At 65.6% G+C, this 15,620-nt stretch carries 11 protein-coding genes; 4 read left to right on the top strand and 7 right to left on the bottom strand.

Annotated elements, in window-relative coordinates; genetic code table 11:
- Window positions 1-85: 85 nt before the first annotated feature.
- Genes ACWDUA_RS21950 through ACWDUA_RS21940 form a run of 3 tightly spaced genes read right to left on the bottom strand, consistent with a single transcriptional unit; the run spans window position 86 to window position 3,567 of the window.
- Window positions 86-1,003: an acyl-CoA dehydratase activase gene (locus tag ACWDUA_RS21950; protein WP_449753171.1), complete on the bottom strand. Its 918-nt coding sequence runs from the start codon at window positions 1,001-1,003 to the stop codon at window positions 86-88.
- A 28-nt stretch (window positions 1,004-1,031) separates the two neighbouring features.
- Complete coding sequence (locus ACWDUA_RS21945; RefSeq protein ID WP_449753131.1) at window positions 1,032-2,375, bottom strand: 2-hydroxyacyl-CoA dehydratase subunit D; 1,344 nt, start codon at window positions 2,373-2,375, stop codon at window positions 1,032-1,034.
- Window positions 2,376-2,406: 31 nt separating this feature from the next.
- Window positions 2,407-3,567, bottom strand: a complete 1,161-nt coding sequence (locus tag ACWDUA_RS21940) for a 2-hydroxyacyl-CoA dehydratase subunit D (RefSeq protein ID WP_449753130.1) — start codon at window positions 3,565-3,567, stop codon at window positions 2,407-2,409.
- Between the two features lie 158 nt (window positions 3,568-3,725).
- Here ACWDUA_RS21940 and ACWDUA_RS21935 point away from each other — a divergent pair, with 158 nt between their 5' ends.
- The 4 genes from ACWDUA_RS21935 to ACWDUA_RS21920 all read left to right on the top strand — a co-directional run bounded on the left by ACWDUA_RS21935 (window position 3,726) and on the right by ACWDUA_RS21920 (window position 9,557).
- Window positions 3,726-4,589 (top strand): PaaX family transcriptional regulator, encoded by an 864-nt coding sequence (locus ACWDUA_RS21935; protein WP_449753129.1) that lies wholly within the window; start codon window positions 3,726-3,728, stop codon window positions 4,587-4,589.
- Window positions 4,590-4,874: 285 nt separating this feature from the next.
- Window positions 4,875-6,239, top strand: a complete 1,365-nt coding sequence (locus tag ACWDUA_RS21930; RefSeq protein WP_449753128.1) for an MFS transporter — start codon at window positions 4,875-4,877, stop codon at window positions 6,237-6,239.
- The gene (locus ACWDUA_RS21925) at window positions 6,236-7,408 is read left to right on the top strand and encodes an acyl-CoA dehydrogenase family protein (protein ID WP_449753127.1); all 1,173 of its coding nucleotides are present in this window, start codon (window positions 6,236-6,238) and stop codon (window positions 7,406-7,408) included. The genes ACWDUA_RS21930 and ACWDUA_RS21925 overlap by 4 nt, the downstream gene beginning before the upstream one ends.
- A 187-nt stretch (window positions 7,409-7,595) precedes the next feature.
- On the top strand, window positions 7,596-9,557 hold the full coding sequence (locus tag ACWDUA_RS21920) for an AMP-binding protein (RefSeq protein ID WP_449753126.1): 1,962 nt from the start codon (window positions 7,596-7,598) through the stop codon (window positions 9,555-9,557).
- A gap of 146 nt (window positions 9,558-9,703) precedes the next feature.
- Here ACWDUA_RS21920 and ACWDUA_RS21915 read toward each other — a convergent pair whose 3' ends face one another.
- From ACWDUA_RS21915 to dinB, 4 genes are all read right to left on the bottom strand, one after another.
- A complete protein-coding gene (locus tag ACWDUA_RS21915) occupies window positions 9,704-10,372 on the bottom strand; it encodes a response regulator (RefSeq protein WP_449753125.1) in 669 nt (222 codons plus the stop codon).
- Window positions 10,369-12,102 carry an ATP-binding protein gene (locus tag ACWDUA_RS21910; protein ID WP_449753124.1) on the bottom strand — a complete coding sequence of 578 codons (1,734 nt, stop codon included), beginning with the start codon at window positions 12,100-12,102 and terminating at the stop codon, window positions 10,369-10,371. The genes ACWDUA_RS21915 and ACWDUA_RS21910 overlap by 4 nt, the downstream gene beginning before the upstream one ends.
- Window positions 12,103-12,164: 62 nt before the next feature.
- On the bottom strand, window positions 12,165-13,676 hold the full coding sequence (locus ACWDUA_RS21905) for a CitMHS family transporter (protein WP_449753123.1): 1,512 nt from the start codon (window positions 13,674-13,676) through the stop codon (window positions 12,165-12,167).
- 500 nt (window positions 13,677-14,176) lie between these two features.
- Complete coding sequence (gene dinB, locus ACWDUA_RS21900) at window positions 14,177-15,394, bottom strand: DNA polymerase IV (RefSeq protein ID WP_449753122.1); 1,218 nt, start codon at window positions 15,392-15,394, stop codon at window positions 14,177-14,179.
- Between the last annotated feature and the right edge of the window lie 226 nt (window positions 15,395-15,620).

Here is a 15,620-nt window from a genome sequence, read left to right as displayed (position 1 = left end):
CCATCCTGGTTGTGTCCCGACGATCGAGAGCCGGCGACAGAGGGTATCCGGTGGCGCGTTTCTCGAGGCCTACGGCCCCGCATGCTCACGCGACCGGCTGTATGGGTAGCAGTGTTCGAGGATCGGCGGCACCGGTCGGGTCTTCGGTCCGCGCGCAGGAGGAGCAGTCCACCGAATCGCCGATCGTCGGCCGCGTGTCCACGTCGGTGAACCGTTCGCCACCGAGTTGGGCGTCGCGGGCTATCAATGCCGCGCCGAACGCGCCGGTGATCTGCGGACTGCGGGGAATCATGACCGGTGCATCGAGTGACTGCTCGAGAAACGTCACGGCAGCGGCGTTGTGCGCCACTCCTCCGGTCATCACGATCGGCGGCTGCTTCCCGACATGCGAGACCAGCCCGAGGGTTCGCGCCGCGATTGCCTTGTGCACGGAGAACGCGATGTCCTCGGCGCGCTCTCCACGTGCGAGAAGCGAGATGATCTCTGTCTCGGCAAAGGTCGCGCACATGCTACTGACCTCGAGGTTCTTGTCCCCGGCGAGGGCGAGGTCGGCGAGTTGGCCGATCTCGCACTCGATCGCGCGCGCGAGCACCTCGTAGAATCGTCCGGTACCGCTGGCGCATCGATCATTCATGGTGAAGTTCTCGACGATTCCGTCATGGTCGACGAGAATTGCCTTGCTGTCCTGCCCTCCGATATCGACGATCAAACGCGCTCCCGGGCACATGGCCGAGACTCCCCTTGCGTGACAGGTGATCTCGGTGAATGTTCGGCCAACTCCCGGAACCAGACGACGCCCGTAGCCGGTACCGACGATCGCGCCGAGCCGGGACTCGTCGAGTTCTGCCGATTCGAGCGCCTCCGCCATCGACTGTGCGAGCCCCGCCCGGCTGACCGCGCCCATCTGGACCACCGAGTCCGCGACGATCGTCCCTTGGGCGTCGACGATCACGGTCTTGGCGGTGGTGGAGCCGAGATCGACTCCCATGAAGTGGTGGAACATGGTGTTCACTCCGTCCCGGATCCGGCCTTCACGCCGTTGCGTGCCCGTGCCGGCTGCGTCGTCGATCGATACCTTCGAGCATCGCGACCAGACGACTCTCGAGGATTTCATCCTTGTAGAACGACGCGTCGGCGACATCGCCTTCGAAGAACATCGACGGGATTCCGAGTTCACGCTGCGCTGCTTTGGCCACCAGTTTCTGCGGGTTGGTGAACGCGCGACATGTGCGGGTGGAGTGGAATATGATGCCGTCGACGTCGTATTTCTCACAATCCTTCAGAACCAGATGCTTGATGGTCTTGGTGCCGTGATTGGTGGGGCACAGTAGATAGTGCTGCGCCATTCCCAGAAGAGGATTCTCCGGGTCTATGAGATGGGGCTCCTGCCAAAATGCCTGGTGGGTATACCTTCCGGCGATGACGGCCACGTCGTGGTCGGCGAACTTCCGCGCCAGGAATCCCATCTTGTTCCAGTTCATGAAGCCATCGAAATACACGCGATAGCGTTCGTTTCGAATGGCCGGGACATTGTCGGAGACACGCTGCTCGATTTCCGCCTTGATGGCCGCGAAATAGTCGACGAGTTCCTGACTTGCCGGCAGGAAGTTGATGTGAGCGACGCTGGCGATCCAGTCGAAGAAGGTCGCCGGAGTCGGCGCCTTGGCGCACAACGCCATCGCTTCGCGACGGAGCTCGGAAGCCCGTTTGATGTAGGCCATGTTCTGCCTGAGCGCATCCCAGTCGAATGGCCGACCGGTCAGGGACTCGATGAACTTCACGAGTTCGAGGAGCTGATCGGCGACGTACTTCGATGCCTGGTCCCATTCCTCTCCGCCGAGGTAACGGGCATCCGTTTTGCTCGCCCACAGGTAGGGCATCGACACATTGAAGATGGGCACGTCCTTGCCGAAGACCCGAAAGGAGATGTCGTCCCACTGCTGACCCGTGCTACACCCGGCATAGGCATTGACGAAGAAGTCAGGCGCCGGCAGACGACTGGCGAGTTCCTGCTGCTCGGGCAGGCCGACGACACCACTACCACTTGCGTGGCCGGCGTCGCGGGTGAGGACGGCGCACCCCAGATGCGTTCGCGCGTACGAGCAGAGCTCTCCGACATAGCCGTACTCCTCGGCGGCCAGCTGCGCCGGCTGCTCCAGGTGTTGCGCGGCCAGCCGCGCCGAGAACGCTTCGCCATGGCACCAGACGAGACCTGCCGCCTGGAAGAAGGGGTTGACGGCGGATCCGTTGTACCAGACGACCTTCTCGCCACGCTCGCGCGCCGTGAAGACGTCGTCCCAGTACTTGGCGACCATCTCTCCGCCGGTCTTCGTGACGCTGAGGCGGTTCGAATTGTTCGTCAGGGTGGCATTCATGAAGTCACTTCTCTCACCGATTGTGCTGTGGTCATGAGCGGACGAGTTGCGAACGCCGAATGCGTTCGACGAGTGCCTCGACCCGAGTGCGGATCGATTCCATCGGTACGCCCTCGTGCTCGGTTTCGATCAACAGATGGGGAATGCCGCGCTCGGTCAAGCACCTGCGTAGCTGTGGGTAGTAGAGCATGTGCGGTTCACAGAACTTCGCCATCAGAACGAGAACACCCTGCGCGTTGCTCGACTCGACCGCATCGACGAGCGTGTCCTCCCAGTCGCCGGTGTGTTTGACACGAGTCGGGCACGGCATGTTGACGTCACGGGCCAGATACCAGGCCGCGAGCGCATCGATGGGATCGAGGGTCTCGCTCACATCGGTCGAGATGAAGCGTGCACCGTGATACAGATCGTCGTTCACCACGACGACATCACATTCCTCGATCGCTCGCAGCAGATCAGGATTGGGTGCATGGCAGAAGTGACCTGACAGATGGAGGCGGACACGATGGTCGCGAGGAGTTGATCCGAGCTCGTGGATGATCTGCCGGAGGAGTTCGGTGTGTTCGGTCTTGTCCATCACCATGCTCGACTTCACGAGTACCTGCATCTCGAGCGAAGTGAAGTGCGCACCACCGGACTCACGTGCTTCGAAGATGGCTCGAAGGAGACGACGATTCTCGTTGAACAGCGCGATGCTGGTCGCGAGCATCTCTGCGGTGATGACCGACCCGGTGAATGTACTCATCTGATCGACGAATGCTCTCAATTTGCCGGTCACGACATCGGTCGTCCAAGGGTCGCCGAGAGACGTTGCGAGTTGGGCGAAATGGATGGGCTGATCATCACACTCGTCGCGCACCACATCCATCGCCCCCATCAACTGGATGCAGTGGTCGGCGAGAAAGAAGCCGTCGTAGATTCCCAGTCTGCCTTTGGCGGCCTGGTCGGCGATGTTTCGCGTGAATCCACAGTAGAACTCGGCCAGCAGATTTCGCCCGAGACTGTCGGGATCACGATTCTCCTGGATGATCACCGGTAGGGCACCGCCTGCGTGGGCGATCTCTGCCGGAAAGTTCATCGGTAGGGCGCCGACGACCTTCCCTTGTGTTCGTCTCTTCCACTCGACCACGTATGACTCGGGATCGCGGGCCACCTCGGTGAGTACGGCCATGGCATTGGACGGCTGTGACATGTGGCTGTCTCCTCACTGACCCGGCGGGCGGACGGGCTGACCGGGGCGCGGGGTTCCCACTCTGTCTAGCGGTAAGTTAGACAGAATGCAACAGTCAAGGCGCCCAGATGTCTGATATCAGCGGCCGCGGCGGCCACCCGCAGGCTCGTCGACCTCCCGTGACCAACGCAGTGACCTGTAAGAATGCAGAGGTGTTCACCGCGATACTGCCCCCACCCAGCGCGCGCTCTCTCCTGCTCACGGTCGTCGGCGAGCTGCTCCACACCCCTGGTGAGGGCGCCTGGACGACAGCGCTGCTCGAAGTGCTCGGAGGCCTGGGGATCGAACAGCACGCAGCTCGTCAACTCCTGTCGCGGGCCGCCGCGGCGGGATGGCTCGAGCGCGAACGACAGGGACGCGCCGCCTGTTGGCGGCTCGCGGACGGCGGCATGTCTCTCGTCCAGGACGGAATCCGGCGGTCCGATGCCTATCTGGAGGGCCCACCGTCGTGGGACGGCCAGTGGCTGATGCTGTTCGTGACCGTGCCCAACGATCGTCGTGCCACACGGAATCGCCTGTACGGCGGCTTGAACTGGCTGGGCATGGGCAATCCCGTGCAGGGCGTCTGGGTGACTCCGCACATCGGTCGGGCGGACGAACTGACCGACCTCGTCCACAACCTGGACCTGGCCGGAACGTCTCTCGCTGTCGTCGGCTCCGTGAAGAACACGGGTCTGTCGGATCGGGAGATCGTGGACCGCGCCTGGGACCTCTCGACGGTCGCGGAATCGTACGGCCGCTTGCTACACGAGCTCGACGAACGAGCGGATCCACCCGACGACGACGCGGTTCTGCTCGCGTATCTCAGATTGCTGAATGTGCAGCAACGCCTCATGCGGCGAGATCCCTATCTGCCTCGAATCCTTCTGCCGGAGTGGATCGGCCGCGAAGGCGCCGCCCGGATTCGGCAACGCCGCCAGGAGTGGGGGCCGACCGCGCTCGGGCGTTGGGCAGAGATCGTCGACGAGAACGCTCCCACCTGAGCGAGTCCGGTCCGGACGCAGGCGTGGGGACCCCCGAGCATGGGTCCGAACGACCTCGCCGATGGACACCGCCAACTCATCAATGGACACGTTGGATGATTCGGGGTTGATTCTTGTATAAGCAGCCTGCATGATTAGTGACGCGGAACACATCACGTAGGCGCTCACGGCCCGACGGACCGGTGGGCACAGTACGGCCACCGAATAGGTCAGTCCATTGGACCATTCTCCGGATGTGCGCCGAGTCTCTCATGACATCAGACAATCGAGCAGGAGAACCCGGGTATGGAATCACCCACCGTTGAACAAGGAAGCGCGGACTCCGTCCGACGAACGAGTCCACGAGTTGCCGCACTTGCGGCCTTCCTGGGCACCGTCATCGAGTTCTACGATCTGGTCATCTACGGTACGGCGGCTGCGCTGGTGTTCGGACAGGTCTTCTTTCACGGCGTCAGCACCCAGGTCGCCCTGATCCTGTCATTCGCCACCTTCGCGACCGGGTACCTCGTCCGTCCGATCGGTGGGCTCGTCTTCGGGTACATCGGCGACCGGTTCGGCCGGCGCCGCGCCCTCATGATCACCATCGCGCTGATGGGTGGCGCCACGGTTCTGATCGGCGTGCTGCCGACGTATGCGGTGGCGGGCGCGGCCGCGCCGCTGCTGCTGGTGCTCCTGCGCCTCATCCAGGGCATCGCGATCGGTGGCGAGCAGGGAGGTGCCGTGCTGATCGCCGTCGAGCACGCCCCGCCGAACAAGCGAGGGTTCTACGGAAGCTTCTCGACCGCGGGGGCACAGGGCGGCACGGTTCTGGCCACGGCCGTGTTCGCGTTGGTGACCATGCTGCCCGAGCAGGCACTCATGACATGGGGATGGCGCATCCCGTTCCTGCTCAGCGCAGTCATCGTCGTCGTGGGACTCATCGTCCGCAAGGGCGTCGAGGAGACCCCGGACTTCAAGCAGGCGAGCGCATCAGGTCAGAAGGTGTCCAACCCGGTCATGCTCGCGCTGACGAAGTACCCGACCACCATCGTGGGTATCACCCTGGTCATGGGAGGCGTCTTCGTCTGTTGGTATGTGCTGACCGTCTACAGCCTGAGCTATGCGGTCAACAACGTGGGCATCGCACGGACGACGATGCTCTGGCTGATCACAGCGGCGACCTTGCTGGTCTTGCTGATGAACCCGGTGTGGGGAGCCGTGTCCGATCGCGTGGGACGAACCAAACTCGTGGCCGGTGGCCTTCTGATCGAGGGCGTGCTGTTGGGTGTGTACTTCGCTGCGTTGTCGACCGGGAACCTGGTGTTGATCCTGATCTCGATGGTGGCGATGACCGGCGCCGGCCACGCGATGATCAACGGGGTGTTCCCCGCATTCGTCGCGGAAAGCCTCCCCCCCGAGGTCCGTTACACCGCAGGGTCGTTCGGAATCCAGCTCGCCGGTGTGCTCGGCGGGTTCGCCCCACTGATCGCGGTGACCCTCCAGGGCTCTCGCTGGGGAGTCGCTGCCATCCCGATCTGCTGCCTGGCCGTCTGCATCGCCGGAGCGGTCAGTGCCTACACCTTGATGCGTAGGTCGAACCCGAGCGCAGCGACATCCCGGGACTGCGCAGACCTCACGCCGGCGACCGCGACCGAAGGGGCTCACCGATGACCGTCCAGCTGGATTCCGATCGTGAGCACATTCGCGAAGCCGTCCGCGCCTTCGCCAGGAAGAAGGTGGCACCCGACTACCTGCGGCGTGCCAAATCGACCACCTTCCCGTGGGAACTGAATCGCGAGATCGCCGAACTCGGAATCTACGGACTCCTCGCAGGCGATCACTACAACCCCCTCGAGCGCGAGGATTTCGTCGCGGTCGGTCTGGCAGTGGAGGAACTCGCGTACGCCGACTTCAACGTCGCCAATATCGCGATCCCCGTGATGTTGATGAGCACCCTCATCCGCCAACACGGATCGGCGACGGTTGCCGCCGAATGGCTTCCGCGACTCACCTCCGGCGAGACCTTCGTCGCCTTCGGCCTCACCGAGCCGGAGACCGGATCCGACGCCGCGAACATCACGACGACTGCGCGATCGGTCGACGGTGGATACGTCATCACCGGCGAGAAGACGTCGGTGACCATGCTCCACAATGCCGAGGCGATCATCATCGCCGCTCGGACCATTCGCGACGGTGACGATGTCGGCGTATCGGCCTTCCTCGTGCCGTTGGACAGTCCGGGCATCGAGAAGTCCGTCGTGTCGGATACCGGATGGGGGATCCTGGGTCGAGGGGTTCTCCATCTCGACCACGTGGAGATCTCGGCCGACAATCTGATCGGTACCGAGGGCCGCGCGTTCTCCCGCGTCCTCAACGGATTCGACTTCACACGACCGTTGTTGGCGCTCACCGGAATCGGCACCGCACAGTTGTCGCTGGACGAGACTGCGGAGTACGTTCGCCAACGGACCGCGTTCGGTTCGCCCTTGGCGAAGTTCGAGGGTGTCTCGTTCCCGATCGCAGAGCACCTGACCAAACTCGAGGCGGCTCGTCTGATCTGCTACTCGGCACTCGAGAAGCGCACCCTCGGCCTGCCGCACACGTCAGAGGCGGCCATGGCGAAGTGGTACGGTCCCCTGGTGGCCAGCGCCGCGGTCAAGGAATGCCTCCTACTGCACGGGAACTACGGCTACTCCCAGGAATTGCCGTTCGAACAGCGACTTCGGGACGTCATGTCCGTCGAGATCGCAGACGGCACCGCGCAGATCCAGAAGATCATCATCATGCGCGAGACATATGGACGTGACTTCGTCCCCTATGGCAAACATGCGTCGTCGTAGACCGAAATGCGCAGTGGTGGGCCAGATCTGGCGATCGACATGTGATCGTGCGATCGGCTGACTCGAGTTGCTCTCGCACAGTGCGTTCACGCTGAACCGGCGACGCGAACAGGGAGGTGCGGGGTCGAGACGATCTCGCACCTCTACTGCGCCACCCGATCAACTGCATTACCGAAAGGCTATCCGCATGTCGAATCCGACAGTTCCTACGCACAACCGCCCCACCGCAGCGACGCACGGCGCGCGTATCGAACGACGACGGCTCGCCGACCCCCGCGACATACAGGATGTCGAGACGTCGTACACGCCCGAGGCCCTACGCGCCGGCTCGACGTTCTACGATGCGATCAAGGCTGCCGCGGAAGAGCATCCGGACAAGGCTGCCATCGTGCACATCGAGCCTCCGGACTTCTTCTCACCGGTGCGGACCGTGGACTACCGACTCCTCGTGTCAATGATCGAGCGCAGTGCCAGTCTCTTCCACGACAGTGCCGGTGGTGCTCCCAGCATCGTCGGACTCATGCTTCCCATGGTGCCCGAGGGGCTCGCCGCGATCTGGGGAGCGGCAACATCCGGAATCGCGGTTCCGCTGAATCCCTTCCTCGAACTCAACTCGCTCATCCGGATTCTGAACGACGCCGCATGTACGACCCTGGTCACGACACGCAAGGCGATGGGAGAGAAGTGCGGCGGCGACGAGGGTGTTCTCCGCACCACCGTGCCGAGTCTACGGACGATCTTCTACATCGACGGTGATCCACGCTCGGAACAAGACCTCGCCACCGCGATGGACGGCTACATCGATCGCGGTCTGACCTTCGAGCGCAACCTCGACCCGTATCGGGATGCCGTGTACATGCCGACCGGGGGAACCACCGGAACCCCGAAATTGGTACGTATGTCGCAGTTCGGTCAGCTGACGGTGACCTGGAATGTCGGCGGATTGATGGGCCCCCGGCCGGATGGCGTCGTGGCACATGGCATGCCCAACTTCCACTGTGGCGGGAGTGTGTCGCTCGGGTTGCGGACGATCCTCTACGGCCAGACACTGGTCACCCTCACCTCGGAAGGATTCCGGAATCGCGATGTGGTGAGCGAGTTCTGGGAGATCGCACGGCACTACGGAGTCACATCGCTCCTTGCCACACCGACGACCGCGCAAGCACTGCTCAGCCGGCCCGGAGGTGAGAATCACACCATCGAGGATTTCCACATCGGCGGCAGCACGCTGCCCACCGCTCTCGCACACCGATTTCATGCCCGATTCGGCGTGTGGTTGCGCGAGAACTGGGGCATGACGGAGGTCCACGGGACCGTGACCGGTCATCCCAACGACGGGACGGAACCCCGAATCGGCTCTGCTGGAACGCCGTTGCCCTACTGTCGGGTTGCCGCCGTGGAGCTGCACGACGACGGAACCCTTCACCGCATCTGCGATCCGGGCGAGCGAGGCCTGCTCGTGATCGGCGGTCCGATGGTCAGCATGGGCTATCTGAACTCCGAGCTCAATCGGGAGTTCTTCGTCAGCGGCATGCCGGATGGTCAGGTCTGGGCGAACACCGGAGACATCGGCACCGTGGACGAGGATGGTTACGTGTGGGTCTCGGGTCGTGCGAAGGACCTGATCATCAGAGGCGGCCACAACATCGACCCGGGGGAGATCGAGTATGCACTGTGCCGCCATCCGGGTGTACACCTGGCGGCCGCGGTCGGGCGGCCCGATGCCGGCAAGGGTGAGTTGCCCGTCGCCTTCGTCCAGCTCGAAGAGGGCGCCTCGGCGACATCGGATGAGCTGCTGGCGTTTTGCCGGCACCACGTGCAGGAGCGGGCCGCGACGCCGGTGGAGATCGTGATCCTCGATCAGCTTCCGTTGACGCCCGTGGGCAAACTCGCCAAGCCCGCGCTCCGTGCGCTGGCAACCGAACGCGAAGTTCAGGCGCGCGTCGACATGATCTTCGAGGATGGCGTCGCCTACGGCGTCCACATCGACAACTCGGGTCGGCGTCCGCTGGTCGTCGTGGAGTTGGAGCACGACCGAACCGAGGAGTTCGACGACCAGGTGCACGAACTGCGCCGACTGCTGGCCGGGTACGAGTTCGATTCGGATATCCGGCTGAGGAGGCCCCCGTGTGATCCGTCCCGGTCCTGAGGGCCTGCGCAGGATCACCACGACACGGTCGATCGTGGACCGGGCGGGTGTGGCGTCGGCTCCGGTTCGGCTGATGTGTTCGGGCCCAGAGGGTTCGGCATCGACCGCACGTGGGATGGACCAAATGCCGCAGATCCTGCCCGCGGTCACCCTTCGGCACGGCGATACGACTGACGAGGGCGTCCGGTGCCGCCGTACTGCAGGGTCATCGTGAGCCCGCCGGCGGCGACCAGCGCGGCGAGGTGTCGGCGCGCGGTCGCCGCGGAGATCCCGATCCGTTCGGCGACGTCGTCGGCGAAGAGCACCGCGTCGGTGTCGAACAGGTCCATCACACGTTGCTCGGTCTGCGAGACCGGGGTGCGGTCGGCGCGGGAGGTGCCGAATCGCAACGCCGACAACGCGACATCCACCATGCCCTGATCGACCACCGGTGCCGCGAGCGCCCGCCGGTACTGCGCGTAACCGGCGAGGCGGCGGGCGAGTTCGGTGTCGGGGAACGGTTTGATCAGATACGCCAGCGCACCGGCCCGCATCGCGGTGCGCACCGCGGCGGCCTCGGTCTCGGCACCCACCACGAAGCAGTCGCGGTCGAGATCGGCGATGACGTCGATCCCCGACCCGTCGGGGAGATACACGTCCAGCAGCACCAGTTCGATCTCCGGGTGATCGGCCAGCGCGGCGCGGGCGGCCGCGATCGACCCGGCCCGTGCCACCACATGGAAGCCGCGCACCGCGTCGACGATCGCCGCGTGCAGGGCCGCCACCCGGAAGTCGTCGTCGACGATGAGCACCCCATGCCCGTCGGTGTCGGTCATCGGCGCTCTCCTGTCTCGGTGTCGGTGTGGCCGGTGTCGGTGTGGCCGGAGTCGATGCGGTCCGGGTCGGGGTGGCCGCCGGGGCCGTCGGCGGCCGGATCGTGGGCGGCCGGATCGTCGGCGGCCGGGCCGTCGATCACGCCCGGCAAGCGTGCCACCAGCACAGCTCCGCCCAGATCCCCACCCGGGTCGGCGACCACCACATCACCCCCGATCCGGCGGGCCAGCTGTCGCACCACCGCCAGCCCCATCCCGCGTCCACCGGGCACCGACGGGTCCACCTTGGTGGTCACGCCCTCGGCGAAGACGGCGTCCGGGCGCTCGAAGGCGATCCCCGGCCCCGAGTCCGCGACGGTGATCAGCATGGTGGTGGCATCGGTGAGGATCTCGATCTCCGCCTCGGCCTGCGCGGAGCCGGCGGCCGCCTCGATCGCGTTGTCGAGCAGGTTGCCGACCACGGCGGTCACCGTGACCGCGTCGGTCAGCCGGCCCTCCACCCAGGTCTGCGGGCCCAAGAACAGGCTCACCCCACGTTCGCGCGCGTGGGCGGCCTTGGCCTCGAGAAATGCCTGCAGGTGCGGCTCGTCGACGTTCTCGATGCCGTCGATCGCGCCGCCTTCCCCGGTGCCGGTCAGCTCGTCGAGGTAGGCGCTCGCCTCGTCGACATGGCCGTGCCGGAGCAAACCGGCGAGGACGTGCATCCGGTTGGCCGTCTCGTGCCGCTGGGCGCGCAGCGCGGTGCCCATCACCCGGATCGAGTCCACCTCGCGGGCCAGCTCCTCGACGTCGGTGCGGTCGACGATCGACATCACCATGCCCAGGTCACGGCCATCGGCGACGACGTGATGTGACGACAACAGGATGATGTTGTCGCCGATGGTCGCGGCGACGGGATCAGCGGTCGGGGTGTCGAGGACGCTGCGCACCCGCGGCGTGAGTCCGAGGGTGTCGAGATGGTGCCCGACGGGACGCTCGAGGCCCAGCAGGTTCCGGGCGCGGGTGTTGGCCACGCGGACCACCCCGGATGGGTCGACGGCGAGCACGCCGTCGCCGAGTGAGTGCAGCACCGCGCGCTGTTCGCGGACGAGTTCGGCGAGGTCGTCGGGTTCGAGTCCGAGGGTCAGTCGCCGCCAGCGCCGGGAGAGCAGGAGCGAACCGAGCGCCCCCACGCCGAGCGCGGCGAGCGCGATCAGCACGGTGACCCCCACCGCATGCCGGGTGTCGGTGGCGAGCTTCGCGGTGGAGATCCCCACGCTGACCAGGCCGACAGGTTCAGGTGAACCGGTCACGAAGATCGGGACCTTGGCGCGGACGGACTCGCCGAGGGTCCCGCGGTCGGTGGTGATGTCGATGTCGCCGGACAGGGCGGTCGAGGGATCGGTGGAGACGTGGACGCCCACCTCGGCGGGGTCGGGGTGGGCGAGCCGGATGCCGTCGGCGTTGGCGACCACCACGAACAGTGCGCCGGTCCGCCGGGTGACGGCCACGGCCTGTTGCTGTAGGGGTGCGGTGACCAGGGTGTCGTGGTCGAGTCCGGTGCCCTGGTGGGCGGCGACCTGGCTGATCACGTCCGGGTCGGAGGCCATCGTCTGGGCGATGGCGAGGGCACGCTGGGCGTACTCGTCGCGGATGCGGTCGTCGGCGCCGTTCACGACGATCCCGAACCCGACGCCGAGGCTGACCGCGATGACCGCGAGTTGCAGGAGCAGTACCTGCGTTCGCAATCGCATGCGGTCAGCCTAGGCAGTCGTGTCGGTGACGGAGGTGGGTCCGGCGCAGCCGGGGAGAACGGTCAGAACGGGATGGCGCCGACGAGGACCCCGGTGCCGAGCATGACCAGCGACACCACCGCCGCGCGCCACAGGACCTTCTTGTGGTGGTCGGCCAGGCCCACGCCGGCGAGTGCGACCAGTAGCAGGATCGCCGGGACCAGCGGACTCTGCATGTGGAAGGTCTGGCCGGTGATGGAGGCGCGGGCCATCTCACTCGGGTCGATGCCGTAGCGGGTGGCGGTCTCCGACAGCACCGGCAGGACGCCGAAGTAGAACGCGTCGTTGCTCATCAGGAAGGTCAGCGGGATGGACAGGACGCCGATCACGATCGCCAAGTGCGGGCCCATCCAGGTGGGGATACCGTCGGCCATCCAGTGGGCGATGGCGTCGACCATCCCGGTGCCGCTGAAGACGCCGGTCAGGACGGCGGCGGCGAGGACCATGGCGACCACCGACACGATGCTGGAGCTGTGCCGGGTGATGGCCTCCTGCTGGTCCTTCAGGTGCGGGAAGTTCACGGCGAGGGCGATGGCGGCGAAGATCATGAACAGCACCGGGATGGCGACGATGTCCATGCCGAGGATCGCCAGCAGGGCGACGGTGAGGACCGCGTTGACCCAGAACAGCTTGGGGCGCAGGGTCTTGCGTTCGGGGTCGAGGACGCCGGTGAACGCCGAGTGGTCGTCGCCGAAGCTCTGGGCGTGCTGCGCGGTGTCGTCACCGACCGGGGTGACCGGCAGGTCCGCGGTGTGCGGTGCGTCATGTGTGGTGCCGGAGCCGTCGGACCCGGCGCCACCGGTCGGGCGGCGGCCGCCGATACGGAAGCGACGGCCGGCCGGGATGTCGGTGCCGCCCCCGACGCCGGCGCCGACCAGTTCGGTCTCCTGCGGGGCGAGGATCGAGTCCTTGACGACGATCCGGCCGATCCGACGACGCTCCAGCACGCCGAGGTGGAAGGCGAACAGCAGGACCACCAGCATGCCCACCGCCAGGGCGGGGACCATCGGCAGGAACACCGAGTTGGTGTCGATCTTCAGGGCGGTGGCGGCACGGGCGGTGGGGCCGCCCCAGGGCAGGATGTTCATGGTGCCATTTGCCAGGCCCGCCACCACGGTCAACACCACCGGGGACACCCCGAGCTTGAGGTAGAGCGGCAACAGTGCAGCGGTGGTGATGATGAACGTCGTCGATCCGTCGCCGTCGAGGGAGACCACCGCGGCCAGGACGGCGGTGCCGACGACCAGTCGCGCGGGATCGTTGCGGACCATCCGGACGATGAATCGGACGATCGGGTCGAAGAGTCCGACGTCGATCATGATGCCGAAGAAGACGATTGCGAAGAACAGCATCGCCGCGGTCGGCGCGAGTGATGTGATGCCGTCGGAGATCATGTCGCTGATCCCGAGTCCGGCACCGGCGAACAGACCGAAGGCCACCGGGACGAGGATCAGCGCGACCACGGGCGTCGCGCGTTTGGTGATGATCAGGAACATGAAGGTGGCGACCATGGCCAACCCGAGTGTTACCAACATTGCCTTGCTCTTTCTGCCGAGTACCGACCACCTGTGTCGGCTGCTACCAGAGAAGTGTTGGCGTTACCCAGTTCACAGTCACGCTTGTGATCGTAAGTAGTGTTTTGCGCATTACGCGCAGACCAGCGGGCCCGAATCGGCAGGCATCGGGCACGACACCGATGACCCCACCCGGCGTCCACGGGTGGGGTCATCGACAAGTGTCCGCCGGTTCGACCGGCGACGGAGAATTCGGTGAAGGATCAGGCCCAGACCCAGATCCAGCGGCGGCTACGCGGATCGAACTGGCGCACGCGCCGCTTGCGGCGGGCCGGGGTCTGGTTGTTCTTCTGGTTGGCGTTGCGCTGCTGGGGCATTGGGGCCCTCCTCCTCTTGTTGAGTCGAGATCCGCTGTGGGCGTTTCTCTCTGACGGACTCAACAATGCCGCCCCACCCTTGTGGCCCCATGGCGCTCACCTGCCAGGTTCCTGGCCGTGCCTCCGCGGCGCCGTGACCCGGGTTCAGTCGGGCAGCATCGGGGCATCGGCGCCGAGGTGGCGGCCGACGAGGACCGCGCGGGTCACCGCGTCCCGGCCGAAGCGGTTGCGCAGCTGATCCATCGTGGTGTCGAGTGCGGCACCGGTGTCCTCGGCGAACGGCAGGGTGAGCTGGACGGTGTCGGCATCGTCGAGGTTGGCCAGGGACACCCCGATCAGACTGCAACCTCGTTCGGCGATCAGCGGCCTCGCCTCGTCGAAGAGTCCGCGGGCACCGGCCATGATGATCTCGGTGCGGTCGGTGGGCTCGGGCAGTGTGCGCGATCGGGTGGCGGTGGCGAAGTCGTGGAATCGTAACCGCAACACAATGGTTCGGGTGACGCGCCCGGCGGAGCGCAGGCGTTTGCCGAGGCGTTCGACGATGGCGATGATCGTCGCATCGATCTCGTCGGCGGATCGCGGTCTACGGCCCAGTGCGCGTTGGGATCCGATCGATCCGCGACGTCTGCCGGTTTCCACCCGCCGCGGATCCTGCGCCATCGACAACGCGAACAGATGTCGCCCGGATCCGGTTCCGACGATGCGGCACAACGACTTCGGTCCGAGCCGAGCCATGTCGCCGACCGTGCGCACCCCGGCGTCGGCGAGCTTCGCCTCGGTCACCGGACCCACACCCCAGAGACGGCGGACCGGAAGTGGGTGCAGGAAGTCGAGTTCGGTGCCCGGTGCCACCTCGAGAAGGCCGTCGGGTTTGCCGACCGCACTGGCCACCTTCGCCAGGAACTTGGTGCGGGCCAGTCCGACGGTGATCGGCAGACCCACCTCGACGCGGACACGACGGCGCAGTTCCGCGGCGATCGCGACCGGCGTCCCGGCACTACCCGGGGTGTGGCGTAGACCTGCCACGTCGAGGAAGGCCTCGTCCACCGAGATCCCCTCGACGAGTGGGGAGGTGTCCCGGAAGATCTCGAAGACCTCGCGGCTGGCCTGCATGTAGTCGTCGAAGCGCGGGGCCACCACGATCGCGTCCGGGCACAGCGCCCGTGCCTCGTGGCCGGGCATCGGCGACCGCACGCCGCGAGCCTTGGCCTCGTAGCTCGCGGCGAGCACCACTCCCCCGCCCACGATCACCGGGCGACCGCGGAGGTGCGGATCGTCGCGCTGTTCGACCGAGGCGTAGAACGAGTCGAGGTCGGCGTGCAGGATCGACGCGGCGGCGCGGTCGGCACTGTGGATGCGCATGGCGTGACCTCGCTGTTCAAGGGTGGTGTTCGGGCTCGGTGTGGAGGCGGATCGAACTCCACCCCCGCACTTTACCTCGAACATGTGTGGCACTACTGACGATTCTGTGGGCACCCAACGGTGCGCCTAAAGCACGCAACGCCCTGTCTCCCATAATGTTTGGTTTGCGAAGACTAAACAGAAGGAGCAAGGCGTTGCGCACGACCACTGTACTGCAGAAGCTACT

The organism is Gordonia sp. NPDC003376 (genome assembly GCF_053589235.1).
This window is presented reverse-complemented; position numbering and strand designations above follow the sequence as displayed.

Excerpts from the sequence above, each read along its gene's own strand:
- ACWDUA_RS21930 (WP_449753128.1), top strand. The coding sequence starts at position 4,875 with ATGGAATCACCCACCGTTGAACAAGGAAGCGCGGACTCCGTCCGACGA.
- ACWDUA_RS21905 (WP_449753123.1), bottom strand. The coding sequence starts at position 13,676 with ATGTTGGTAACACTCGGGTTGGCCATGGTCGCCACCTTCATGTTCCTG.
- ACWDUA_RS21910 (WP_449753124.1), bottom strand. The coding sequence starts at position 12,102 with ATGCGATTGCGAACGCAGGTACTGCTCCTGCAACTCGCGGTCATCGCG.
- ACWDUA_RS21950 (WP_449753171.1), bottom strand. The coding sequence starts at position 1,003 with ATGTTCCACCACTTCATGGGAGTCGATCTCGGCTCCACCACCGCCAAG.
- ACWDUA_RS21940 (WP_449753130.1), bottom strand. The coding sequence starts at position 3,567 with ATGTCACAGCCGTCCAATGCCATGGCCGTACTCACCGAGGTGGCCCGC.
- ACWDUA_RS21945 (WP_449753131.1), bottom strand. The coding sequence starts at position 2,375 with ATGAATGCCACCCTGACGAACAATTCGAACCGCCTCAGCGTCACGAAG.
- dinB (WP_449753122.1), bottom strand. The coding sequence starts at position 15,394 with ATGCGCATCCACAGTGCCGACCGCGCCGCCGCGTCGATCCTGCACGCC.
- ACWDUA_RS21920 (WP_449753126.1), top strand. The coding sequence starts at position 7,596 with ATGTCGAATCCGACAGTTCCTACGCACAACCGCCCCACCGCAGCGACG.
- ACWDUA_RS21925 (WP_449753127.1), top strand. The coding sequence starts at position 6,236 with ATGACCGTCCAGCTGGATTCCGATCGTGAGCACATTCGCGAAGCCGTC.
- ACWDUA_RS21915 (WP_449753125.1), bottom strand. The coding sequence starts at position 10,372 with ATGACCGACACCGACGGGCATGGGGTGCTCATCGTCGACGACGACTTC.